The organism is Pseudomonas onubensis (genome assembly GCF_965653655.1).
In the GTDB taxonomy this organism is placed as follows: Bacteria; Pseudomonadota; Gammaproteobacteria; order Pseudomonadales; family Pseudomonadaceae; genus Aquipseudomonas.
Genome location: NZ_CBFHAZ010000066.1, coordinates 14,557 through 36,909, shown reverse-complemented (window position 1 = coordinate 36,909; position 22,353 = coordinate 14,557). Strand labels below are relative to the sequence as shown.

The window sequence follows — 22,353 nt, the reverse complement described above, 5'->3', positions numbered from 1 at the left end:
CTTGCTCGCGAATGCGGTGGGTCAGTGACAGATGAATTGACTGACCCACCGCATTCGCGAGCAAGCCCGCTCCCACAGTTGACCGCATGCAGTTTTGAATATGAGATCGGCTGCGGATTTGCATTCACTGAAGAGCTGCTTTTCTGTGGGAGCTGGCTTGTCGAATCGTCGCACCGCTGCGATGCAGACAACTCAGTACATCAGGTATACCGAGTTGATGCTATCGCAGGCGAGCCAGCTCCCACCCTTGACCGAGTATGGCTCTGCTGTTGCTGTTGCTCCGGCTCTTACATCCTTTTCGATGACGAAGTCAGCGGTCTTTTGATCTGCGCTTTTGATCTTGATCTGAAATCGCCCCGTCAAACACGATGGTCGGATTGCGGGCATGCCGAGCCATAGCGAGGCACCGAGTGTTGGGGCGAAGACCTTTTGCTTACTTTTGGCTGGGCCGGCATTCCGGTCTTTCCAAAAGTGAGCCGCTGTAAGAGCGGAACCATAGGCCGCCGTTACCTAAATAACGGATATACACACCAACGCCAACGCCAACGCCAACACCCATCACCGCGGCTCAGTCAGCACCTTCCTGAACGTCTCCACCAACGGCCGCAAATTAACCCGATGCCACGCCGCCCACAGCGGTGTGGTGTAACTCAGCCATGGCAACTCACGCAACACCACCCCTGGCGGCGCATTCCGGCTCAACCCCTTTTGCACCATCGCCACACCCAAACCCGAGGCCACCAACCCCAGGGCGGTAAACGGCTCACTGGCTTCCATAGGGATCTGCGGCGTGAAGCCTGCGCGAATGCACGCAGCCACGAAGTCATCGGCCGGGTTGGCGCCAGGCTTGCGTTGCACGCCGATCCACTCCTGATCCGCCAAATGCTCGGGTAACAACTCGCTTTGACGCGCCAATGCATGCTGCTCCGGCAGTGCCAGCAGCATCGGCTCGTCCAGCACCTGTAGCGCCGTCAGATCCGGGTCATCGCTGGCCGGTGGCTCGCCGACCAGGGCAATGTCGAGGCTGCGTTGACGCAAGCCTTCGAGCTGTTCCAGCGACGGCAAGTTGTACAGCTTGATATGCACGGTGGGCCGGTCATCCCTCAATACGCGCAACGCATTGGGCAGCACGCCCGCATGCATGGCGTTTTCGATGTAGCCAATGCACAAGCCGCCTTCTTCGCCGCGCCCCAGGCGCTTGCCCAGCGATTCCAAGCGATTGGCGTGGGTCAACAGCGCCTTGGTTTCCGCCAGGAACGTCTGGCCATCGCGGGTCAGGCGGATGCGCTGCTGGCTGCGTTCGAACAGGGTCAGGCCCAGGCGCTCCTCCAGTTGGGCGATCTGTCGGCTCAGCGGCGACTGCGAGATATGCAGGCGCTCGGCGGCACGGCCGACGTGTTCTTCTTCAGCGACCACTTCGAAGTAGCGCAGTTGGCGAAGATCAATCATGTTAGACCTATGAGGACTCAAGTTGGTCGCAGTATGTCTTGGACGGTCCGATCTACGCAATCTAGGATCTGCTCAACGGTCACAGCGACCCACCACCCCATTGAGGATCCACCATGAGCTTGAAAGATAAATTGCCCGGCCAGCTGGGCTTTGGCACCGCACCGCTGGGCAACATGTTCCGCGCGATTCCCGAAGACGAAGCCCAGGCCACGGTCGAGGCCGCCTGGAACCAAGGCGTGCGTTACTTCGACACTGCACCCTTCTACGGCTCGGGCCTGTCGGAAATCCGCCTGGGCCAGGCGCTGTCGCAGTACAACCGCGATGACTTCGTGCTCAGCACCAAAGTCGGCCGGGTGATTCTCGATGAAGTCGAAGAAAGCGCCCGCGACCTCGGCGAAAAAAGCGGCGTGTTCGAACATGGCCGTCCCAACAAGATGCTCAATGACTACAGCGCCGACGCCACCTTGCGTTCCATCGAAGACAGCCTCGAGCGCCTGCAAACCGACCGCCTGGACATCGTGTGGATTCACGATATCGCCCAGGACTTCTACGGCGACCAATGGCTCGACTACTTCAATCAGGCGCGCACCGGCGCCTTCAAAGTACTCACCCGGCTGCGTGAAGAAGGCGTGATCAAGGCCTGGGGCCTGGGCGTCAACCGCGTTGAACCTTGCGAGTTGACCCTTGACCTCAGCGAAGCCCAGCCCGACGGCTTCCTGCTGGCCGGCCGCTACACGTTGCTGGACCACGAACGCGCCTTGCAGCGTTTGATGGACGCAGCCTTGGCGCAGAACGTCGAGATTGTCGTCGGCGGCCCTTACAGCTCCGGCATTCTGGCGGGTGGCGCGCACTTCGAATATCAAAAAGCGAGCCCTGCGATCATCAACAAGGTCGAGCAAATCAAGGCGATTGCCCAGTCGTTCGGCGTCAGCGTAAAAGCCGCAGCCCTGCAATTTTCGCTGGCTCACCCGGCCGTGGCGGCGGTGATTCCAGGTGCCAGTCGTCCGGGACGAATTGCCGAAGACGTTGCGGCGTTGTCAGAGAAGATTCCGGCAGCCTTCTGGCAGGCGCTGCGCGATGCCCGATTGATTTCGGCCCGTGCGCCTCTGCCGCTCTAACTTCAGGAGTACCAACGATGAAAATTGATGTAAGCGGCAAAGTGGCCATCGTCAGCGGCAGCACCGCCGGTATCGGCCTCGGTATCAGCCAGGCGCTGGCAGCGTCCGGCGCCACTGTGGTGGTGATCGGGCGCGAATCGGGCAAGGTCGACGAGGCGCTGGCGAGCATTCGCCAGGCGGTGCCAGGTGCCGATCTGCGCGGGCTGGTGGCCGACCTCGGCACCGCCGAAGGCGCCCAGACACTGTTCGACGCCGAACCGCGTGCCGACATCCTGGTCAACAACCTCGGCATCTTCAACGATGTGGATTTCTTCGACGCACCCGACAGCGAGTGGACGCGCTTCTACGAGGTCAATGTGATCTCCGGCGTGCGCCTGGCACGGCATTACACGCCCGGCATGGTCGAGCAGGGCTGGGGGCGGGTGATCTTCCTGTCGTCGGAGTCTGGCGTGGCCACACCGGCCGACATGATCAACTATGGCGTGACCAAAAGCGCCAACCTGGCCGTCTCCCATGGCCTGGCCAAGCGCCTGGCCGGCACTGGCGTGACCGTTAACGCAGTGCTGCCGGGGCCGACCTTTACCGACGGCCTGGAGCAGATGCTCAAGGACGCCACGCAAAAGTCCGGGCGCAGTGCGCGGGACGAGGCCGATGTGTTTGTACGTAACGCACGGCCAACCTCGATCATCCAGCGCGCGGCGAATGTGGATGAAGTGGCGAACCTGGTGGCGTACATTGCTTCACCGCTGTCCTCTGCAACCACAGGCGCTGCGTTGCGGGTCGACGGTGGTGTTGTCGACAGCATGGCGATCTGAAGTCTTATTTTTCCTGGAGTATTTATTGTGGCGACAGCTTCTTCTGTAATTGAAATCCCGGTTTCGGCCGATCAGGTCTGGCAGTTGGTGGGTGGCTTCAACGCGCTGCCGGATTGGCTGCCGTTTATCGTCAAGAGCGAGCCGAGTGATGGCGGGCGCGTGCGCCACCTGCAAACCGCGGATGGCGGTGTGGTGGTCGAGCGTTTGCAGCATTTTGATAACGTAACGCGCAGCTACAGCTACACCATCGAGCAGTCGCCGTTTCCGGTGAGTGCCTACCTGGCGACCTTGCAGGTTGAGGCGCTCACCGACAGTTCGGCGAAGGTGACCTGGTCGGGCGTGTTCACCCCGGCAGCCGGGACCACGGATGCGGCGGTGGAAGAGTTGTTCACCGGTGTGTACAGCGGCGGCCTCGAGGCGCTGCGCGCCAACTTCCCGACCTGATATAAGAGGCACTGCAAGTCCATTGTGGGAGCGGGCTTGCTCGCGAATGCGGTGGGTCAGTCGATGAATCTGTTGGCTGACCCACCGTATTCGCGAGCAAGCCCGCTCCCACCTTTTTTGACCGAGGTGATCTTCAGGCTTCGGGCATCAACTGCTGCCGACACTCCAGCACCAACCGCGCACCGCCACTCTGGCTGTTGCCGACCTCTAGCTTGAACCCGTGCAAGTTGATGATCGCCGCCACAATCGACAGGCCCAAACCGAAGCCGCCTTGCTGGTCGCTTTCATCCACGCGATAAAAACGCTGGAATACCGCATCACGTTCCGCCGCCGGAATACCCGGCCCGGAGTCGTGCACTTCGATACGCGTGCTGCCGCCGTCATTCACACCACGCAAGATTACTTCACCACCGGCGGGCGAGAACTTGATCGAGTTGCTCAGCAGGTTGGCCAAGGCTTCGAATAACAGCGCACGGTCGCCGGTAATCCACGGCAGCGCTTGCGGCACTTCAAGCCGCAGCTGCAATTCGCCTTCTTCGGCCAATGGCAGATAAAAGTCATGCAGCTCGCGCAGCAGCGGCAGCGGGTCCATTACCAGGAAACCGGAGCGGCGCTGGTGATCTTCCAGCTCCGAGATGCGCAACAGCCCGCGAAAGCGCGCCATCAGCGTGTCGGTCTCGGCGATGGCGTCGTCGAGCTTCACCGCATACACCGAGTTCTCCTCGGCTTCCTGCTTGATGCGGTACAGCTGCGCGCGCAAGCGTGTCAGCGGAGTGCGCAGGTCGTGGGCGATGTTGTCGCACACGCCCTTGACCTCGTTCATCAGCTTCTCGATGCGGTCGAGCATCGCGTTGACGATGGCCGCGAGCATGTCCAGCTCATCACGCCGATTGGACAGCGGCAAACGGTGGGTCAGGTCGCCGGCGACGATGGCCTCGGCACTTGCCTGGATCCCGCGAATACGGCGCAACGGGCGGCGGCGCAACAAATGCCAACCGGCCGCGCCCGGAATAATGGTCAGCGACAGCGCCCACAGCAGTGCATGCCAGATGATCCGGGTGACGCCGAACAGCGAACCGTTGGCTCGCACCAGCACCAGCCAGCGGCCGTCTTCGGTGTGGGTAGCGACGGCGTCGCAGCTGTCTTTGGGCAGTTTGGGGTCGTCGGACTCGACGCAATTGGCCAGCGCGTGGATCTTGCCGTCCAGCGGCAGGTCCGGCGGCACGGCGCGGATCGGCCCGCTCAACGGGCGAAATTGCTCATCGAACAGGCCGTAGGCGTCCACGCCCTTCATGTCGAAGGTCATGCTGGTGGTCAAGGCTTCCACCAGTTCTTCGCCGTCGAAACGCTGAAACAAGTGCTGGCGCTGCATCAGCGAGTGGCGGGACAGGTCGCCCAGGTAACCCGACACTTCGAAATACAGCACCCCCATGAGGATGCAACTCCAGGCCACGAACAGCGAACTGTAGAGCGCGAGCAAGCGGCTGCTGGAGGAGCGCCAGCCCTTAGATGGGTTCAGCAATGACATAACCGGAACCTCGTACCGTGCGGATCAGCGGCGTGAGGCCCGGTGGATCGATTTTCTTGCGCAGGCGACCGATGTGCACATCGATCAGGTTGGTGCCCGGGTCGAAGTGATAACCCCAGACTTCCTCGAAGATCATCATCCGCGACAGGATCTGCCCGGTGTTGCGCATCAGGAACTCAAGCAGTTTGTATTCGGTGGGCAACAGGCTCAGCGGCTGCTCGGCACGGCTGGCTTCGCGGCTGATCAGGTTGAGTTCCAGGTCGGCCACGCGCAGGGCGGTTTCGAACTCCTTGACCGTGCTTTTGCGCCGCAGCAGGACTTCGACACGGGCGGCCATTTCGTCGGAGGCGAACGGCTTGGTCAAGTAGTCATCACCACCGGCCCGCAGGCCGCGCACGCGTTCGTCGACATCGGAGAGGGCGCTGATCATCAAGATCGGCGTCGACACCCCGATGGTGCGCAGGGTCGTGACGATGGCCAGGCCATCCAACTCCGGCAGCATCCGGTCGAGGGTGATCAGATCGTAATCACCACTCACAGCACGGACCAGGCCTTCGCGGCCGTTGTCCACCCAATCCACATCCAGTCCATGGCTACTCAGCTCTGCGACGATCTCGCGGGCCGTTACGGCGTCATCCTCGATGGTCAAAATACGGGTCATAGGATTACCTGGTGAGCGATTCACACTAGAAGTGAGGTCATTTTGCCAAGAAGTAGCTGAATGTTTCCTAAATTAAACTTCATCTTGGCAAAACCACCACAAATTTCCTGCTTGGACACCTTCATTGTGGGAGCTGGCTTGCCTGCGATAGCGGTCTTCCAGTTTGATATTTTGTGTCGGATACACCGCTATCGCAGGCAAGCCAGCTCCCACAGTGAGCGGGTTTGCCATGAGATTGCATAAAGCACGCCCGCCGTTGTTGTTTCTTGCAAGTTGCACGGTCTTAAGAAGTTCAAATTACTTATCTCATTGAAATACAAGGATTTTAATTTTAGGCCCGGCTGGCACGCTGCCTGCACTGTCCCTTTTGAGACTTGTAACACTATTTTTCCTGCCAGGAGCAAAACAACAATGATCACATCGTCAACCACGCTGCAAGAGTCAAGCGCGCGCTCTGGGGTTTCCTGGGGCGCAATCTTTGCCGGGGCCGCTGCGGCGGCTGCACTGTCGCTTATCCTGGTGCTGCTGGGCTTCGGCCTGGGCTTTTCGGCGGTGTCGCCGTGGGCCGACAGCGGTATGAGCGCCAAGGGGCTGGGTATTTCCACGATTATCTGGCTGGCATTCACCCAAATCGTCGCTTCGGGCCTGGGCGGTTACATTGCCGGCCGGTTGCGTGTGAAGTGGGCGAATATGCATGGCGATGAAGTGTACTTTCGCGACACTGCCCACGGCTTCCTCGCGTGGGCCGTCGCCACTTTGGTCACCGCAGTACTGGTGGTCGGTTCGGTCAGCAGCGTGGTCAGCGGCGGCGTGAAAGCCGGTGCCAGTGTTGCCGCAGGTGCCGCCAGCGGCATCAGCCAGGCCGCCGGTAGCGCAGCCAAAGGCGCCAACAGCGGCGACTTCGACTACTACGTCGACAGCCTCTTCCGCGATGACCGCCCAGCTGCCGTCAGCGATGACGCGGTACACGGTGTGGTTGCACGTATCCTCACCCGCACCCTGAGCAACGACGGCCAACTGGCACCGGAAGACCGTACCTACCTGGCCCAGTTGATCAGCCAGCGCACCAACCTCAGCCAGGCCGATGCCGAAGCGCGTATCGACAAGGTGTACGGCGAAGCCCGTAAAGCCATTGACGATGCCAAGCTCAAAGCCAAGCAAGCGGCCGATACTGCCGCCAAAGTCGCTGCCTACGCCTCGCTGTGGACCTTTGTGACCCTGTTGATCGGCGCGTTCTTTGCCAGCTTCGCGGCAACCTTCGGCGGTCGTCGTCGGGATGCTGTGGTGTACGTCGAAACCGAAAACTACGTTCGTTAATTCAAGGAGAACATCATGCGCTCATTACTACTGTGGTTCCTCGGCGTGCCGATTCCGGTGATCATCCTGATCGCGATTTTCATGCACTAAACCAGAGCTTGGCTCGTTCCCCTGTGGGAGCGGGCTTGCTCGCGAAGGCGGTCTTTCAGCTATTCATGAGCTGACTGACACACCGCTTTCGCGAGCAAGTCGAGTCGTCGCACCGCCGCTCCCACATTTGGTTTTGTGCAGTGTCAGCCAGCTTGTGATCAGCAAAGCGCTCGCCACTGAAGTCATGATGAGCAAGGGCAGCGAAGTCCCATCGGACAACAACCCCGTCATCCAACTGCTCACCGCCGTCAGGAACATCTGGATAAAAAAGAACAACCCCGACGCCGTCCCCGCAATCGCGCCATAGGGCTGCAGCACCGACAGCTGGCAGGCCGGAATCACCATCCCCACCGACACCATTATCACGACCATCGGCAGCACAATCGCCAGCCATTCTCCCGGCAGCGCGAGGGTCGCCATCGCCAGCAAAACGCTGCCCAGCACATTCAGGCCGATGCCAGCGTTGATCAAGCGGTCGGGTTCGAAACGCAGCACCAACCGCCGAAACAGGTTCGCCCCGAGCATGTAGCCGCTGATGGTCGCGGCAAATACCAGCGCGTATTGCGTGGCCGTCAGTTGGTAGCCGCGCTGCAACAGCGAAGACGACTCGCTGATAAACGGAAAATACGTGCTGTACACACAGCCGATGGCCAGGGCGTAACGCAGGAAATAGCGGTCACGCAGCAGTTGGCCATACACCCGCAGCAGGTTGCTCGGTGGCGCGGCGGCAACTTGCGGCGGACGGGTTTCCGGCAGGCGGCGGTAAACCACCAGGCATAGCCCGGTGCCGATCACGGCCAGCAGCCCAAACAAGCCACGCCAGTTGATCAAGGGCAGCATCAGGCTGCCAAGTACCGGCGCGGCCATCGGCGAGATCGCCATGGCCATGGAGATCAGGCCCAGCAGGCGCGCCTGTTCGTGGCGGTCGAAGTGATCGCGCACGATCACGCGGCCGATCACCGTGGTACAGCAACCGCCGAGGGCCTGGAACAGCCGGGCGATCACCAGCACGCCGAGGCTGTCGGCCTGGGCGCAGGTCACCGTCGCCACCACGTACAGCAGCAGCCCGGCCAGCAACACCGGGCGCCGGCCGAAACGGTCGGTCAACGGGCCGCTGACCAGCAGGGAAATCGCCGAACCCAGGGTGTACAGGGTGAGGGTCAGCTGCAGTTGGCTGTCGCTGCTGTGGAAGTAGTCGGCCATGGCGGGCAAGGCCGGCAGATGCAGGTCGAGCGAGAGGCGGGGCAGGGCGATCAGCACGGTCAGCAGGACCAACCAGAACCCGGTGGAGAGGGCGCGTTGAGTCATGGGAAGCTTCTTCGCTAACGAGTAGAGCCTGAACTCTAACGACTTTGTGGTTTAATCCTTTGAGCCGTTTATGGCTTAAAACACTGGACCACTTATGCGCCGAGGAAAAACCGCCACCACCCTGGACCTGCCGCGCCCGGATACGCTCGACGCCGGCAAACAACAGGGCGCCTATGACGCGTTGCGCGCCGCCATCCTCAATCGCCAATTACCGGCGGGCAGTCGCTTGCCGTCGACCCGCAGCCTGGCCGAGCGCTGGCTGGTGTCGCGTGGCACCCTGGAGGCTGCGTTCGAGCGCTTGCACAGCGAGGGTTACGTAGAACGTGTGTCGGGCTCCGGCACACGGGTGAGTGCGGTGATCCCCGAGCAATTTATTGCGGCCCCGGCGCCGAGCAGCCACCCACGTCGCCTGGCCGTGCCTGACCAGCCCGATGCAGGTGTGCAAAGCCACGTGCCCTTTGTGGCCCGGCGCCCGGATGCCAGCCTGTTCGATTTGAAAATCTGGGCGCGTTGTATTTCCCGTGGTTTGCTGTCCGCGGCGCCGGGTGCCCTGGAGGCCGCGCACCCGGCCGGGTTACCGGCGTTGCGCGAGCAAATCGCCGACTACCTGCGCAGTTATCGCGGCATGCGCTGCGAGGCGGATGAAGTGATTGTCACCACCGGTATTCGTCACGCCCTTGACCTGATCGCGCGGACCTTGCTCAAACCCGGCGACACGGCGTGCGTCGAAGACCCAGGTTATAAGCCCGCTCGGCGGCTGTTCAGCCTGGCCGGCGCGCAGGTTCAATCGATACCGGTCACGGCCGACGGCCTCGACACCGACCAGCTCCCAGGCACGGCGCGGCTGGCTTACGTGTCGCCTGCCCACCAGGCACCGCTGGGCATGACCTTGTCGGTCTCGCGCCGCCTGGCAATGCTGGACTGGGCCGCCCGCGCTGACGCCTGGGTGGTCGAAGACGATTACGACAGCGAATACAACTACAACAGCGCGCCACTGGCCGCGCTCAAAGCCCTGGATTCCGGCGACCGGGTGATCTACTGCGGCAGCTTCAACAAGAACCTGTTTCCCGGCTTGCGTGTGGGTTTCATGGTGGTGCCCAGGGCGCTGCGTCCCGCGTTATTGCGCACCTCACAATTGACCGGGCATTCGGTGGGCGCCACGGATCAGTTGGGCCTGGTCGAATTCCTGGGCAGTGGGGAGTTCGTGCGGCATTTGCGCGCTTCCCGCCAAGCCTATCAGGCACGCCGCGATGCGTTGCTCGCCTGCCTGCCGCAGGGCTGCACGGTCAGCGGCCAGCAGGGTGGGTTGCATTTTGTGCTGTGGTTGCCGGCAGGCGTCTGTGAGGCGGATTTTTGTAGCCGCGCTGCCGCCGTCGGCCTGACTTTGCAGCCGTTGGGCAAGTTCTGTGCTGAGGCCAACCTGAAGCCTGCGGTGATCATCGGCTACACCGCGCTGACCCTGGCGCAGATTCGCTTTCACGGGCGAGTTCTCACGAAATTGTTAATGGCGGCTTAACCGCCCCTTGGCTAGACTCGCGCCCCATGAGCCGCCTTCTGCGTTTAATCCTGGTCATGCTGTTAAGCCTCACGCTTCCCCTGACCGGGATGGCGGGAGTGCCGTCGAGCACCGAGCCGTGCCCGATGAAGATGGCAGACATGCAGGTGATGACCGACATGAGCCCCGACTGCTGCCAGGACGGCGGTGACCACGGCAAAGTCTGCAAGCCGGGCCAGGAATGCAAGACCGGCGGCCTGTTGCAACTCTCCGTGGCGGTGCTCAAGGCACCGCTGACACGCGCTCATCCTTTGGCCATCGGCCACACCTCTGATTTTATCCCTCACCGCACGCCCTCCGGCGTCTGGCGCCCGCCACGTAGCTGATTCCTGTTGCATCTGAACATCCATCCCCACTGCGGGATGGCCTTGCTGTGGGCCGCATAACGCGGCGCGCAGTGGCACAGATCAGGAATCTTCACGATGAATTCCCTCTATGTGCGCGCCCTGGTGGTGGGCGTGCTGGTGTGGCCGGCGCTCGCCTCGGCGCTGACCCTGGATGAGGCCCTGCGCCTGGCGCAGAACAACGCGCCGTCGCTGGTGGCCGAATCCGCCAAGCTGCAAGCTGCGACACAGGCAGCGATTCCGGCCGGCGAATTGCCCGACCCGAAACTGCTGGTGGGCCTGCAGAATTTCCCTATCGGCGGGCCGAATCGCGGCACGCTGTATGGCGATGACATGACGCAACAAATGATCGGCCTGCAGCAACAGGTGCCCAGCCGCGACAAGCGCAAAGCCCGGGTCGAGCTGGCTGATGCAACCATAGAGCGCACCGCCGCCGAAGGGCGCATCGAGCGCCTTAATGTGCGCCAAGCCACTGCCCAGGCGTGGATCCGTGCTTACGCGGTGGAGCGCAAAGAGGCCTTGTTCCAAGACTTCTACCAACAGAACCGCCTGCTGCAAGACAGCGTGCGCGCGCAGTTGGCCGGTGGGCGCGGCCAGGCGTCCGATGCGGTGATTCCCAAACAGGAGGCCGCCGAGTTGGCGGGGCGTGAGGACGAGCTGACCCAACAACGTGCCCAGGCCCGCGCCGCCCTCAAGCGCTGGATCGGTGCCGCTGCCAATCAAGCCCCCAGCGGCCAGTTACCCAACTGGAGCATCGACAGCCACGGCTACAGCCACAACCTGCATCAACATCCTGCACTGCAAGCCTTCGTGCCGCGTACCCGCGAGGCGCAGGCGCGTGTGCAGGAAGCCAAGGCGCAAAAGACCTCGGACTGGAGCTGGGAAGTCGACTACGGGCACCGCAGCCGGGAGTACGGCGACATGGTCACCCTGCAATTGAGTTTTGACCTGCCGATCTTTCCCGGGCGCCGACAAAACCCTGGCATCGCCGCCAAGCAGGCCGAGCTGGACCAACTCGACGCCGAACGCGAAGCCGCCACCCGCGAACACACGCAGATGCTCGACGACGACCTGGCGGTTTACCAGCGCCTGGACCGCGCCGTGCAGCGCAGCCAGGACAGCCTGGTGCCGCTGGCCGAGGAAAAAGTCGACCTCAGCCTCGCCGGTTATCGCGCCGGCAAGGGCGATTTGCTCACGGTGGTCAGCGCTCGCCGTGAGTTGGTCGAGGCCCGTTTCAAACAAATTGATGCCATCGAGCAGCGCGCCCTGATCGGCGCTCAGCTGTATTTCGCCTACGGAGAACCCAGCCATGAATAATCCAATCGTCGCCGCACTGGTGCTGCTGGGTCTGGGCGCGGGCTATGGGCTGGCGCAATTTCACCCGCTGGCGTCTGTTGCACCCAAGGACGACAAACCGGCGCTGTACTGGTACGACCCCATGTACCCGCAGCAGAAGTTCGACAAACCCGGCAAATCGCCGTTTATGGACATGCAACTGGTGCCGCGGTATGCCCAAGGCACGGCGGCTGCGGATACGCCTGCGGTGCAGATTGACCCACGGCAAACCCAGAACCTCGGCGTGCGCCTGGCGAGCGTCAGCCGGGGTGTGCTGACGTCGACCCTGGAGCTGTCGGGCATCCTCGCGTTCAACGACCGTGATGTGGCGGTGGTGCAGGCGCGGGCTGCCGGGTTTGTCGAGCGCGTCTATGCGCGGGCACCGGGTGATGTGCTCAAGGCCGGCGCGCCATTGGCGGACCTGTTGATCCCCGAATGGGCGGCGGCCCAGGAAGAATTCCTGAGCCTGCGCCACAGCGACGACAGTGGTTTGATCGCGGCAGCCCGGCAACGCCTGCACCTGAGCGGCATGCCTGCCGGGTTGATCCAGCAGATGGAGCGCAGCGGCCGGGTGCAATCGGTGTTGACCGTCACCAGCCCGTTAAGCGGCGCCCTGCAAAGCCTGGAAGTGCGCGAAGGCATGACACTGGCGGCAGGGCAGACATTGGCGCGTATCAATGGCCTGGACCAGGTGTGGCTGCAGGTCGCCGTGCCCGAAGCCCAAGGTGCGACCCTGGCTGTGGGGCAAACCGTGCAGAGCCGTTTTGTCGGTTTACCGGGCAAAACCGTCGACGGCACCATCAGCGCGATTTTGCCCGCCACCGCCATGGACAGCCGCACTGTGCAGGTGCGTGTCGAGTTGCCCAATCCCGACGGTAACCTGCGTCCCGGCATGACCGCCCAGGTGCGCCTGGCGCAAACCAGCGGGCAAGCGGTGTTGCAAGTTCCCAGCGAAGCCTTGATCCGCACCGGCAAGCGCGTGTTGGTAATGCTGGCCGAGGAGGGCGGACGCTATCGCCCGGTAGAGGTTGAAGTCGGCGCAGAAAATCAGGACCAGACCGTGATCCTCGGCGGCTTGCAGGAAGGCCAGCAGGTGGTCGCCTCCGGCCAATTCCTGCTCGATTCCGAAGCCAGTTTAAGCGGCATCACCGCGCCAATGTCCGGCATGTCGGGCATGAGCATGCAGCCAGGAGCCCGGCCATGATCGCCTTGCTGATTCGCTGGTCGGTGGCCAACCGGTTTCTGGTGCTGCTCGCGACCTTGTTCATCACCGCGTGGGGCGTGTGGGCGGTACAAAATACGCCGGTGGATGCCTTGCCGGACCTCTCGGATGTGCAGGTGATCATCCGCACGCCATACCCGGGCCAGGCACCGCAGATTGTCGAAAACCAGGTCACTTACCCGATGACCACCACCATGCTGTCGGTACCGGGCGCCAAGACCGTGCGCGGCTTTTCGTTCTTCGGCGACAGCTATGTGTACGTGCTGTTCGATGAAGGCACCGACCTTTACTGGGCGCGTTCGCGGGTGCTGGAATACCTCAGCCAATTGCAGGCGCGGCTGCCCGCATCGGCCAAGCCGTCGCTGGGGCCGGACGCCACCGGGGTGGGCTGGATCTACCAGTACGCCTTGGTGGACCGCAGCGGCCAGCACGACCTGGCGCAATTACGCGCGCTGCAGGACTGGTTCCTCAAGTTCGAACTCAAGACCCTGCCGAATGTGGCCGAAGTGGCGACCATCGGCGGCCAGGTCAAGCAGTACCAGGTGCAGCTCGACCCGCTGGCCATGGCGAGTCGCGGCGTTACCCAGGCGCAGGTTAAAGAGGCTATCGACAAGGCCAACCAGGAAACCGGCGGCTCGGTGCTGAACCTGGGCGAGTCCGAATACGTGGTGCGCGCCTCCGGCTACCTGAAAAGCCTGGCGGATTTTCGCGCGATTCCGCTGCGGCTCGGCACTAACAACGTGCCGGTGAGCCTTGGCGACGTAGCAAACATTCAACTTGGCCCGGACCTGCGTCGCGGCATCAGTGAACTGGACGGCGAGGGCGAAGCGGTCGGCGGCGTGGTGATCCTGCGCAGCGGCAAAAATGCGCGCGAGGCCATCGCGGCGGTCAAGACCAAGCTTGAGCAACTGAAAAGCAGCCTGCCGCCCGGGGTGGAAATCGTCACCACCTACGATCGCAGCAAATTGATCGACCGCGCCGTGGACAACCTCAGCCACAAGCTGTTGGAGGAGTTTTTGGTGGTGGCGCTGGTGTGCGGGATTTTCCTCTGGCGCCTGCGTTCATCCCTGGTGGCGATTATTTCGCTGCCGGTGGGCGTATTGATCGCCTTTATTGTCATGCGCTTTCAGGGCATCAACGCCAACATCATGTCGCTCGGCGGCATCGCGATTGCCATCGGCGCGATGGTGGATGCGGCGGTGGTGATGATCGAAAACGCTCACAAGAAAATCGAGGCCTGGCATCACGCCAATCCTGGCCGGGAATTGAAAGGTGACGAGCACTGGAAAGTCATGACCGACGCGGCGGTGGAAGTCGGACCTGCGCTGTTTTTCTGCCTGCTGATCATCACGTTGTCGTTTATTCCGGTGTTCACCTTGCAAGCCCAGGAAGGCCGCCTGTTCGGCCCGTTGGCTTACACCAAGACCTATGCCATGGCGGCAGCGGCCGGGTTGTCGGTGACCTTGGTCCCGGTGTTGATGGGCTACTGGATTCGCGGGCGCATTCCCGACGAACAGCGCAACCCGCTCAATCGTGGCTTGATCAAACTCTATCAGCCAGCCCTCGATGCGGTGCTGCGCTGGCCACGCCTGACCTTGCTGGTGGCGCTGCTGATGGTGGCGAGCGCGCTGTGGCCGATGGCAAAACTCGGTGGTGAGTTCCTGCCGCCGCTGGACGAGGGCGACTTGCTCTACATGCCGTCGGCGCTGCCGGGGCTGTCGACGCAAACCGCCGGTGAGTTGCTGCAACGCACCGATCGGCTGATCAAGACCGTACCGGAAGTGGCCCACGTGTTCGGCAAGGCCGGTCGCGCCGAAACCGCCACCGACCCGGCGCCGCTGGAGATGTTTGAAACGACGATTGAGTTCAAGCCCAGGGACCAATGGCGCCCCGGCATGACCCCGGAAAAACTGGTGAAGGAACTGGACCGTGTGGTGCAGGTGCCGGGCCTGACCAATATCTGGATCCCGCCGATCCGCAACCGCATAGACATGCTCGCCACCGGCGTCAAAAGCCCGATTGGCGTGAAGGTCGCGGGCACCAGCCTGATGCAGATCGACGCGGCGACCCAGGCGGTGGAGAAGGTTGCCAAGACCGTGCCCGGTGTGAGTTCTGCACTGGCTGAACGGTTGACTGGCGGGCGCTATATCGACGTGGATATCGACCGTGCGGCCGCCGCGCAATATGGGCTGAATATCGCCGATGTGCAGTCGATTGTGGCGGGCGCGATTGGCGGTGAAACCATCGGCGAAACGGTCGAAGGGCTGGCGCGCTTCCCTATCAGTCTGCGTTACCCCAAGGCGTGGCGCGACTCGGTGCAGGCGCTGGGCAACCTGCCGATCTACACGCCGCAGGGCAGCCAGATCACCCTCGGTACGGTGGCCCGGCTGAAGATCAGTGACGGCCCGCCGATGCTCAAAAGCGAAAACGCACGGCCGTCGGGCTGGGTGTATATCGACGTGCGTGACCGTGACCTGGCCTCGGTGGTGAAGGACCTGCGTGCGGCGATCGAGCAGCAGGTGCATTTGCAACCGGGCATGAGCCTCAGTTATTCGGGGCAGTTCGAGTTTCTGGAACGGGCCAATGAACGCTTGAAACTGGTGGTGCCGGCCACGCTTATGATCATCTTTGTGCTGTTGTACCTGACCTTTCGCCGTGTGGATGAGGCGCTGTTGATTTTGGGCACCTTACCGTTCGCACTGACTGGCGGTGTGTGGTTGCTCTACTGGCTGAGCTTCAATTTGTCGGTGGCCACGGGCGTGGGGTTTATTGCGCTGGCGGGGGTGTCGGCTGAGTTTGGGGTGATCATGCTGTTGTATCTGAAAAACGCCTGGGCCGAGCGTAAGGATGGTGATTTGCTGGCGGCCATTACTGAGGGTGCCGTACTGCGCGTGCGGCCCAAGGCGATGACTGTGGCCGTTATTATCGCGGGGTTGCTGCCGATTCTGCTTGGAGGCGGGACTGGCAGCGAAGTCATGAGCCGCATTGCTGCGCCGATGATTGGGGGGATGTTGACGGCGCCGTTGCTGTCGCTGTTTGTGATTCCGGCGGCTTACCAGTTGATGCGTCGCCCAAAAGCCAAGCGCTGAACAAAATGTGGGAGCTGGCTTGCCTGCGATAGCATCACCTCGATGTATCAGACACCCCGAGTGTGATCGTTCCCACGCTCTGCGTGGGAATGCAGCCCTGGACGCTCCGCGTCTGCTTTGAAGAGTCGTGACGCGGAGCGTCACAGGAGGCATTTCCACGCGGAGCGTGGGAACGATCGGTCAGTATCGGCACGTCAGTCGTCGAAACCAACCTGCTCATGAATCTCATCCACCTTCAATTCCAACCGATACGCCACGGCAATAAACAACGCCTGACACAGACACAACGTGGCGCTCAAGGAGCGGAAGGCAAACGACGAACCCTCATTCACCAACAACACCGCGTTCGCCCGTTTGGCCAGGGGCGACAGGTTGCTGTCGGTGATGATCAGGGTCTTGGCCTGATGATGCTGGGCGATGCGCAGGCAATGCTGGGTCTCTTTGCCGTAGGGCGTAAAGCTGATCGCAATCACCAGGTCGTTGGCGCGCACGCTGCGCATCTGTTCGCGATAACTGCCGCCCAAACCCGAGATCAAGTGGATGCGCTTATTGGTGTGCTGCAGGTTGTAGACCAGGTAATCGGCCACGGCAAACGAACGGCGCACGCCCACTACGTAGATATTGTCGGCATTGACCACCAGGTCCACGGCCTTCTCGAATGCCACATCATCCAGCTCCACCCCCAGGCGCTCGATGCCGGAGAGGGTGGCGTTCACGCACTCACGCGCCAGGTCGCCGCCGCTGGCTTTCTGCGACTTGTTGGCGATCATGCTGCGGATGCGCTGCTGGTAGTTCTGCACGGGCGTGGTCTTGTGGGTGTAGGCCTCGCGAAACAGCGCCTGCATCTCGCTGAACCCGCTGAAACCAAACCGCTGGGAAAACCGCACGATGGCCGAAGGGTGCACTTCGCATTCGCGCGCGATGTCGCTGATGCGGTCGACCATGATGCGGTCGCTCTGCTGGCTCATGTAGCTGGCGATGCGTTTGAGCTGGCGCGGCAGGCTTTCGTATTCGTCCGTGATCAGCTGCAACAGGCGTTCGGCATTGATCGGAGGGCTGGCGACCGTATCTTCCAGGGTGGTCTCGGGATCGGTGCGGGACATGGGCAATCCTTCTGGCGTGTTCGTCTGATGCGCTGATGGGTGGCGCAAGTCTACAGGGTAGGCGCAAAAAAATACCTCGGCATCACGGCGCCCGTGGGCTGCTGAAACGATGCACGGCGGCTGGCATGCCATTATGCTGGCTTATTGGAAAAAATATTCCACTAAAAATAATTATGGAATAAATATTGATTGCCGCCGCCGGACGTTCTAGTCTGCTTGCACCAAGAGCGTGTGCCGTCACCACGGCGGCACCACGCAGGCTGATAAAAATAACAGGAGCCAGCATGGGCCAGACTCGTTTTGCCAGTGGGCGTCAATTGGATCTGATTTGCCTCGGGCGCCTGGGCGTCGACCTCTATGCACAGCAAGTCGGTGCGCGGCTTGAGGACGTGTCCAGCTTTGCCAAGTACCTCGGCGGTTCCTCCGCCAACATCGCCTTCGGCACGGCGCGGCTGGGCCTCAAGTCGGCGATGTTAAGCCGGGTGGGCGATGACCATATGGGCCGGTTCCTGCTCGAATCCCTGGCCCGTGAAGGCTGTGACGTGAGCGGTATCAAGGTCGACCCGGAACGCCTCACCGCCCTGGTATTGCTGGGGCTTAAAGACCGCGAAACCTTCCCGCTGGTGTTCTACCGCGAAAACTGCGCCGACATGGCCCTGCGCGCCGAAGACATCAGCGAAGCCTTTATCGCCTCCAGCAAAGCCTTGCTGATCACCGGCACACATTTCTCCACCGATGGCGTGTACAAGGCCAGCATCCAGGCGCTGGATTACGCCGCCAAGCACAACGTCAAGCGTGTGCTGGATATCGACTACCGCCCGGTGCTGTGGGGCCTGGCGGGCAAGGCGGATGGCGAAACGCGGTTTGTCGCCGACCAGAACGTCAGCCAGCATGTGCAGAACATCCTGCCGCGTTTCGACCTGATCGTCGGCACGGAAGAAGAGTTCTTGATCGCGGGCGGCAGTGAAGACCTGCTGACTGCGTTGCGCACCGTGCGTGAGCTGACCCCGGCGACCCTGGTGGTCAAGCTCGGCCCGCAAGGTTGCACGGTGATTCACGGCGCCATCCCGGCACGCCTGGAAGACGGCGCGATTTACCCCGGCGTGCGGGTTGAAGTGCTCAATGTGCTGGGGGCCGGTGACGCCTTCATGTCTGGCTTCCTCAGCGGCTGGATCAATGACGCCAGCGATGAGCGCTGCAGCCAGTTGGCCAACGCTTGCGGCGGTCTGGTCGTGTCCCGCCATGCTTGCGCGCCCGCCATGCCGACGCCGGCCGAACTGGATTACCTGTTCAACAGCCCGGTGCCCATCACCCGGCCGGACCAGGACGTAACCCTGCAACGCCTGCACCGCGTCACGGTGCCGCGCAAAACCTGGAAGCAGCTGTTTGTGTTTGCCTTTGACCATCGCTGGCAACTGGTGGACCTGGCACAAAAAGGTGGCCAGGACCTGAGCCGTATCAGCGACATCAAGCAGCTGTTTATCCAGGCCATCGAGCGTGTGGAAACCAAACTGGCGCAGCAGGGCATCGACGCCGATGTGGGCCTGCTGGCCGACCAGCGCTTCGGCCAGGATGCACTGAATGCCGCCAGCGGCCGCGGCTGGTGGATTGCGCGGCCGGTTGAAGTGCAGAACTCACGGCCACTGGCGTTTGAACACGGCCGCTCGGTGGGCAGCAATTTGATTGCCTGGCCCCAGGAGCAAATCATCAAGTGCCTGGTGCAGTTCCACCCCGACGACGAGCCGATGCTGCGCCTGGAGCAAGAGGCGCAACTCCAGGCGGTCTATGAGGCGTCCCTGGTCAGCGGGCATGAACTGCTGCTGGAAGTCGTGCCGCCCAAGGATCACCCGTCGACCTACCCCGATGTGCTCTACCGCAGCCTCAAGCGCTTGTACAACCTGGGTATATATCCTGCGTGGTGGAAGATCGAGGCGCAGTCGGCCGAGGACTGGAAAAAGCTCGACGAACTGATCCACGCGCGTGACCCGTACTGCCGGGGTGTGGTGCTGCTGGGCCTGAATGCGTCGGCGCAGTTTCTGGCCGATGGCTTTCAGCAAGCCAGCCAAAGCACCACCTGCCGTGGGTTTGCCGTGGGCCGTACGATCTTCCAGGAGCCAAGCCGTGCGTGGATGGCGGGGGAGATTGATGATGAAGGGTTGATTGAGCAGGTGCAGGGCACGTTCGAACAGCTCATCAATGCCTGGCGCAGTTCCAGAAATTAAACGCAGTCAAATGTGGGAGCGGGCTTGCTCGCGAAATCGGTTTGTCAGGTAATACTTTTATAACTGAACCACCGCATTCGCGAGCAAGCCCGCTCCCACATAGAGCAGATCTAACCAGGCTTAAGTCAGATAAAAACAAAAGGTGCAGCCATGCCCGCAATCCGAATTGGCATCAACCCGATCTCCTGGAGCAACGACGACCTGCCGGCGCTGGGCGGTGAAACGCCGCTGAGCACAGCGCTCAGCGAAGGCAAGGAAATCGGCTACGAAGGTTTTGAACTCAACGGCAAGTTCCCCAAAGATGCCAAGGGCGTTGGTGATGTGTTGCGCCCTTATGACCTGGCGCTGGTCTCCGGCTGGTACTCCAGCCGCCTGGCGCGGCGTTCGGTAGCGGAAGAAATCGAAGCCATCGCCAGCCATGTCCAGTTGCTCAAGCTCAATGGCGCCAATGTGCTGGTGTACGGCGAAGTCGCCGACTCGATCCAGGGCTCGAAGGTGCGCCTGATCGAACGCCCGCGTTTTCACAGCGAGCACGCCTGGCAGGACTACGCCGACAAGCTCACGGAGCTGGCGCGTTTCACCCTGTCCCAAGGCGTGCGCCTGGCGTATCACCACCATATGGGCGCCTACGTCGAATCCCCGGAAGACATTGACCAGCTTATGAAAAGAACGGGCCCTGAAGTCGGCCTGCTGTTCGATTCGGGCCATTGCTACATGGGCGGCGGCGAACCCATCGAGGTCCTGCGCAAACATATCGACCGTGTCTGCCACGTGCATTTCAAGGACGTGCGCAAGCCGGTAGTGCAACTGGCGCGCAACCAGATGTGGAGCTTCCCTGACTGCATCGTCAACGGCACTTTCACTGTGCCCGGCGATGGCGACATCGATTTTGCCGAGTTGCTCGATGTGCTGTTGGCTGCCCACTACAAGGGCTGGCTGGTGGTGGAAGCCGAGCAGGATCCGGCCGTGGCGCCCAGCTACATCTATGCCAAAAAAGGCTATGACACCTTGCGCGCGCTGCTCAACGAGAGGACTAAGTGATGAGCTTGTTGGTCAAAAGCAGCAAACGCGGGCAAACCATGGTGGCCCTGGAAGCAGGGCGCCTGGAGTACGTGGGTTTTTCCGCTTATCGACTGAGCCTGGGCGAAACCCTGCCGGTCACCGCCGGGGATCAAGAGCTGTGCCTGGTGTTGCTCAGCGGTCGCGTCAATATAGAAGGCGAAGGCTTTAACTGGCAGAACCTTGGCGATCGCCAGTCGGTGTTCGAAGACAAATCGCCCTTCGCCGCGTACCTGCCGCCAGGCACCGATGCGCAGATTAGCGCCTTGAGCGACGTGCAGATTGCCGTCTGCGCCGCGCCCGGTGCGCCTGGCTTTGAACCACGCCTGATTCGCCCCGAGCAGTGCAAGCGCAGCGTGCGCGGCAAAGGCGCCAACACCCGCTACGTGTGCGACATCCTGCCTGACAGCGAGCCGGCCCATTCGCTGCTGGTAGTGGAAGTACGCACGCCGTCCGGGCACTCGTCGAGCTACCCGCCGCACAAGCACGACACCGACGACCTGCCGCACCAGAGCTTCCTGGAAGAAACCTACTACCACCAGATCAACCCGCCGCAGGGCTTCGTGTTCCAGCGCGTGTACACCGACGATCGCAGCATCGACCAGGCCATGGCCGTGGAAAACAGCGACCTGGTGGTGGTGCCCAAGGGGTATCACCCGGTCAGCGTGCCGTATGGCTATGAATCGTATTACCTCAACGTGATGGCCGGGCCAAAACGCGCCTGGCATTTCCATAACGACCCGCAGCACAGCTGGCTGCTGGACCTCTAAACGGTTTTGGACGGAGAACAACAATGAAGTCGCCGCTACGTTTTGCCCTTAACCGCATGGTCGCCCCCAACCTGTCCCTGCCGGACTTTATCCAGTTGGCCGCGGCCCTCAAGTGCGATGCCATCGAGATTCGCAACGACCTTAAAGGCCATGAAATCGAATACGGCACCCCGGCCAGCCGCGTGCGTGAATTGTGCGCGGTGCAGGGCATCACGGTGCTGTCGATCAATGCGCTGTACCCGTTTGACGTGTGGAATGACGAACGTCGCGCCCAGGCCATCAAACTTGCCACTTACGCCCGTGAATGCGGCGCGCAAGGCTTGGTAATGTGCCCGCTCAATGAACGCGGCGACACCCGCAACGAAGCCCAGCGTGCCGCCGGTTTGCGTACGGCGTTGAGCGAGCTGGCGCCGATCCTGCGCGAGTACGGCATCCTCGGGTTCATCGAGCCGCTGGGCTTTGAAGAATGTGCCCTGCGCCGCAAGCGCGTTGCTGTGGATGCAATCCAGTCGATTGGCGGCCTGGATGTGTTCCGCCTGGTACACGACACCTTTCACCACCACCTGGCCAGCGAGCAGGAGTTCTTCCCGCAACTGACGGGCCTGGTGCATATTTCTGGCGTAGAAGACGCTGAAGCGCCGCTCAATTCGATTCGTGACGGCCACCGCGTGCTGGTGGGCGAGGGCGATATCCTCGGCAACGCCGCGCAGATCGACACCTTGCTCAGCAGCGGGTACGGCGGTTACCTGTCGTTTGAGCCGTTTGCCGAAAGCGTGCACGGGTTGGCGGATATCCAGCAGGCCATTGGGGCCAGTATCGCCCACCTGCAAAACCCCCGAACCTGACGCCGGCCAAACTGTGGGAGCGGCGGTGCGACGATTCGACTTGCTCGCGAATGCGGTCTATCAGTCACCTGATTCATTT

At 61.8% G+C, this 22,353-nt stretch carries 19 protein-coding genes; 13 read left to right on the top strand and 6 right to left on the bottom strand.

What is annotated here, in order from left to right:
* Nucleotides 1-558: 558 nt before the first annotated feature.
* Nucleotides 559-1,449, bottom strand: coding sequence for a LysR substrate-binding domain-containing protein (locus tag ACTD9P_RS19985; RefSeq protein ID WP_438869053.1), 891 nt, complete (start codon nucleotides 1,447-1,449; stop codon nucleotides 559-561).
* A 113-nt stretch (nucleotides 1,450-1,562) separates the two neighbouring features.
* Here ACTD9P_RS19985 and ACTD9P_RS19980 point away from each other — a divergent pair, with 113 nt between their 5' ends.
* Genes ACTD9P_RS19980 through ACTD9P_RS19970 form a run of 3 tightly spaced genes read left to right on the top strand, consistent with a single transcriptional unit; the run spans nucleotide 1,563 to nucleotide 3,826 of the window.
* Nucleotides 1,563-2,567 carry an aldo/keto reductase gene (locus ACTD9P_RS19980; protein ID WP_438869052.1) on the top strand — a complete coding sequence of 335 codons (1,005 nt, stop codon included), beginning with the start codon at nucleotides 1,563-1,565 and terminating at the stop codon, nucleotides 2,565-2,567.
* 17 nt (nucleotides 2,568-2,584) lie between these two features.
* Entirely contained in the window at nucleotides 2,585-3,382 is a 798-nt protein-coding gene (locus tag ACTD9P_RS19975; protein WP_438869051.1) for an SDR family NAD(P)-dependent oxidoreductase, read from the top strand.
* A 27-nt stretch (nucleotides 3,383-3,409) separates the two neighbouring features.
* On the top strand, nucleotides 3,410-3,826 hold the full coding sequence (locus ACTD9P_RS19970; protein WP_438869050.1) for an SRPBCC family protein: 417 nt from the start codon (nucleotides 3,410-3,412) through the stop codon (nucleotides 3,824-3,826).
* Between the two features lie 133 nt (nucleotides 3,827-3,959).
* Here ACTD9P_RS19970 and ACTD9P_RS19965 read toward each other — a convergent pair whose 3' ends face one another.
* Nucleotides 3,960-5,354, bottom strand: coding sequence for a sensor histidine kinase (locus ACTD9P_RS19965; protein WP_438869049.1), 1,395 nt, complete (start codon nucleotides 5,352-5,354; stop codon nucleotides 3,960-3,962).
* Nucleotides 5,332-6,015 (bottom strand): response regulator transcription factor, encoded by a 684-nt coding sequence (locus ACTD9P_RS19960; protein ID WP_438869048.1) that lies wholly within the window; start codon nucleotides 6,013-6,015, stop codon nucleotides 5,332-5,334. The genes ACTD9P_RS19965 and ACTD9P_RS19960 overlap by 23 nt, the downstream gene beginning before the upstream one ends.
* A gap of 411 nt (nucleotides 6,016-6,426) precedes the next feature.
* Here ACTD9P_RS19960 and ACTD9P_RS19955 point away from each other — a divergent pair, with 411 nt between their 5' ends.
* Entirely contained in the window at nucleotides 6,427-7,332 is a 906-nt protein-coding gene (locus ACTD9P_RS19955) for a hypothetical protein (RefSeq protein ID WP_438869047.1), read from the top strand.
* A 153-nt stretch (nucleotides 7,333-7,485) separates the two neighbouring features.
* On the opposite strand, the gene ACTD9P_RS19950 is transcribed toward ACTD9P_RS19955, so the two are convergent.
* Complete coding sequence (locus ACTD9P_RS19950; protein ID WP_438869046.1) at nucleotides 7,486-8,730, bottom strand: multidrug effflux MFS transporter; 1,245 nt, start codon at nucleotides 8,728-8,730, stop codon at nucleotides 7,486-7,488.
* Between the two features lie 94 nt (nucleotides 8,731-8,824).
* Between ACTD9P_RS19950 and pdxR the strand changes: the two genes are divergently transcribed.
* The 5 genes from pdxR (at nucleotide 8,825) to ACTD9P_RS19925 (ending at nucleotide 16,275) form a co-directional block, all read left to right on the top strand.
* Nucleotides 8,825-10,246 (top strand): MocR-like pyridoxine biosynthesis transcription factor PdxR, encoded by a 1,422-nt coding sequence (pdxR, locus tag ACTD9P_RS19945; RefSeq protein ID WP_438869045.1) that lies wholly within the window; start codon nucleotides 8,825-8,827, stop codon nucleotides 10,244-10,246.
* A gap of 26 nt (nucleotides 10,247-10,272) precedes the next feature.
* Nucleotides 10,273-10,611 (top strand): hypothetical protein, encoded by a 339-nt coding sequence (locus tag ACTD9P_RS19940; RefSeq protein ID WP_438869044.1) that lies wholly within the window; start codon nucleotides 10,273-10,275, stop codon nucleotides 10,609-10,611.
* A gap of 96 nt (nucleotides 10,612-10,707) precedes the next feature.
* The gene (locus ACTD9P_RS19935; protein ID WP_438869043.1) at nucleotides 10,708-11,946 is read left to right on the top strand and encodes a TolC family protein; all 1,239 of its coding nucleotides are present in this window, start codon (nucleotides 10,708-10,710) and stop codon (nucleotides 11,944-11,946) included.
* A complete protein-coding gene (locus tag ACTD9P_RS19930) occupies nucleotides 11,939-13,168 on the top strand; it encodes an efflux RND transporter periplasmic adaptor subunit (RefSeq protein ID WP_438869042.1) in 1,230 nt (409 codons plus the stop codon). Before ACTD9P_RS19935 ends, ACTD9P_RS19930 begins: the two co-directional genes overlap by 8 nt.
* Nucleotides 13,165-16,275, top strand: a complete 3,111-nt coding sequence (locus ACTD9P_RS19925; RefSeq protein WP_438869041.1) for an efflux RND transporter permease subunit — start codon at nucleotides 13,165-13,167, stop codon at nucleotides 16,273-16,275. Before ACTD9P_RS19930 ends, ACTD9P_RS19925 begins: the two co-directional genes overlap by 4 nt.
* Nucleotides 16,276-16,469: 194 nt before the next feature.
* On the opposite strand, the gene ACTD9P_RS19920 is transcribed toward ACTD9P_RS19925, so the two are convergent.
* The gene (locus tag ACTD9P_RS19920; protein ID WP_438869040.1) at nucleotides 16,470-17,378 is read right to left on the bottom strand and encodes a MurR/RpiR family transcriptional regulator; all 909 of its coding nucleotides are present in this window, start codon (nucleotides 17,376-17,378) and stop codon (nucleotides 16,470-16,472) included.
* An 82-nt stretch (nucleotides 17,379-17,460) separates the two neighbouring features.
* Nucleotides 17,461-17,664, bottom strand: coding sequence for a hypothetical protein (locus ACTD9P_RS19915; protein ID WP_141722670.1), 204 nt, complete (start codon nucleotides 17,662-17,664; stop codon nucleotides 17,461-17,463).
* Between ACTD9P_RS19915 and ACTD9P_RS19910 the strand changes: the two genes are divergently transcribed.
* The 4 genes from ACTD9P_RS19910 (at nucleotide 17,663) to ACTD9P_RS19895 (ending at nucleotide 22,274) form a co-directional block, all read left to right on the top strand.
* Nucleotides 17,663-19,600 (top strand): bifunctional 5-dehydro-2-deoxygluconokinase/5-dehydro-2-deoxyphosphogluconate aldolase, encoded by a 1,938-nt coding sequence (locus tag ACTD9P_RS19910; protein WP_438869039.1) that lies wholly within the window; start codon nucleotides 17,663-17,665, stop codon nucleotides 19,598-19,600. The genes ACTD9P_RS19915 and ACTD9P_RS19910 overlap by 2 nt on opposite strands.
* 150 nt (nucleotides 19,601-19,750) lie before the next feature.
* On the top strand, nucleotides 19,751-20,641 hold the full coding sequence (gene iolE, locus ACTD9P_RS19905; protein WP_438869038.1) for a myo-inosose-2 dehydratase: 891 nt from the start codon (nucleotides 19,751-19,753) through the stop codon (nucleotides 20,639-20,641).
* Nucleotides 20,641-21,429, top strand: coding sequence for a 5-deoxy-glucuronate isomerase (gene iolB, locus ACTD9P_RS19900; protein ID WP_438869037.1), 789 nt, complete (start codon nucleotides 20,641-20,643; stop codon nucleotides 21,427-21,429). The genes iolE and iolB overlap by 1 nt, the downstream gene beginning before the upstream one ends.
* A 23-nt stretch (nucleotides 21,430-21,452) precedes the next feature.
* Nucleotides 21,453-22,274, top strand: a complete 822-nt coding sequence (locus ACTD9P_RS19895) for a TIM barrel protein (RefSeq protein WP_058421811.1) — start codon at nucleotides 21,453-21,455, stop codon at nucleotides 22,272-22,274.
* Nucleotides 22,275-22,353: the final 79 nt, after the last annotated feature.

Bases quoted from the DNA above. Each gene is read 5' to 3' on its own strand.
- ACTD9P_RS19985 (WP_438869053.1), bottom strand. From the start codon at position 1,449: ATGATTGATCTTCGCCAACTGCGCTACTTCGAAGTGGTCGCTGAAGAA.
- ACTD9P_RS19980 (WP_438869052.1), top strand. From the start codon at position 1,563: ATGAGCTTGAAAGATAAATTGCCCGGCCAGCTGGGCTTTGGCACCGCA.
- ACTD9P_RS19975 (WP_438869051.1), top strand. From the start codon at position 2,585: ATGAAAATTGATGTAAGCGGCAAAGTGGCCATCGTCAGCGGCAGCACC.
- ACTD9P_RS19965 (WP_438869049.1), bottom strand. From the start codon at position 5,354: ATGTCATTGCTGAACCCATCTAAGGGCTGGCGCTCCTCCAGCAGCCGC.
- ACTD9P_RS19960 (WP_438869048.1), bottom strand. From the start codon at position 6,015: ATGACCCGTATTTTGACCATCGAGGATGACGCCGTAACGGCCCGCGAG.
- ACTD9P_RS19955 (WP_438869047.1), top strand. From the start codon at position 6,427: ATGATCACATCGTCAACCACGCTGCAAGAGTCAAGCGCGCGCTCTGGG.
- ACTD9P_RS19950 (WP_438869046.1), bottom strand. From the start codon at position 8,730: ATGACTCAACGCGCCCTCTCCACCGGGTTCTGGTTGGTCCTGCTGACC.
- pdxR (WP_438869045.1), top strand. From the start codon at position 8,825: ATGCGCCGAGGAAAAACCGCCACCACCCTGGACCTGCCGCGCCCGGAT.
- ACTD9P_RS19940 (WP_438869044.1), top strand. From the start codon at position 10,273: ATGAGCCGCCTTCTGCGTTTAATCCTGGTCATGCTGTTAAGCCTCACG.
- ACTD9P_RS19935 (WP_438869043.1), top strand. From the start codon at position 10,708: ATGAATTCCCTCTATGTGCGCGCCCTGGTGGTGGGCGTGCTGGTGTGG.
- ACTD9P_RS19930 (WP_438869042.1), top strand. From the start codon at position 11,939: ATGAATAATCCAATCGTCGCCGCACTGGTGCTGCTGGGTCTGGGCGCG.
- ACTD9P_RS19925 (WP_438869041.1), top strand. From the start codon at position 13,165: ATGATCGCCTTGCTGATTCGCTGGTCGGTGGCCAACCGGTTTCTGGTG.
- ACTD9P_RS19920 (WP_438869040.1), bottom strand. From the start codon at position 17,378: ATGTCCCGCACCGATCCCGAGACCACCCTGGAAGATACGGTCGCCAGC.
- ACTD9P_RS19910 (WP_438869039.1), top strand. From the start codon at position 17,663: ATGGGCCAGACTCGTTTTGCCAGTGGGCGTCAATTGGATCTGATTTGC.
- ACTD9P_RS19915 (WP_141722670.1), bottom strand. From the start codon at position 17,664: ATGCTGGCTCCTGTTATTTTTATCAGCCTGCGTGGTGCCGCCGTGGTG.
- iolE (WP_438869038.1), top strand. From the start codon at position 19,751: ATGCCCGCAATCCGAATTGGCATCAACCCGATCTCCTGGAGCAACGAC.
- iolB (WP_438869037.1), top strand. From the start codon at position 20,641: ATGAGCTTGTTGGTCAAAAGCAGCAAACGCGGGCAAACCATGGTGGCC.
- ACTD9P_RS19895 (WP_058421811.1), top strand. From the start codon at position 21,453: ATGAAGTCGCCGCTACGTTTTGCCCTTAACCGCATGGTCGCCCCCAAC.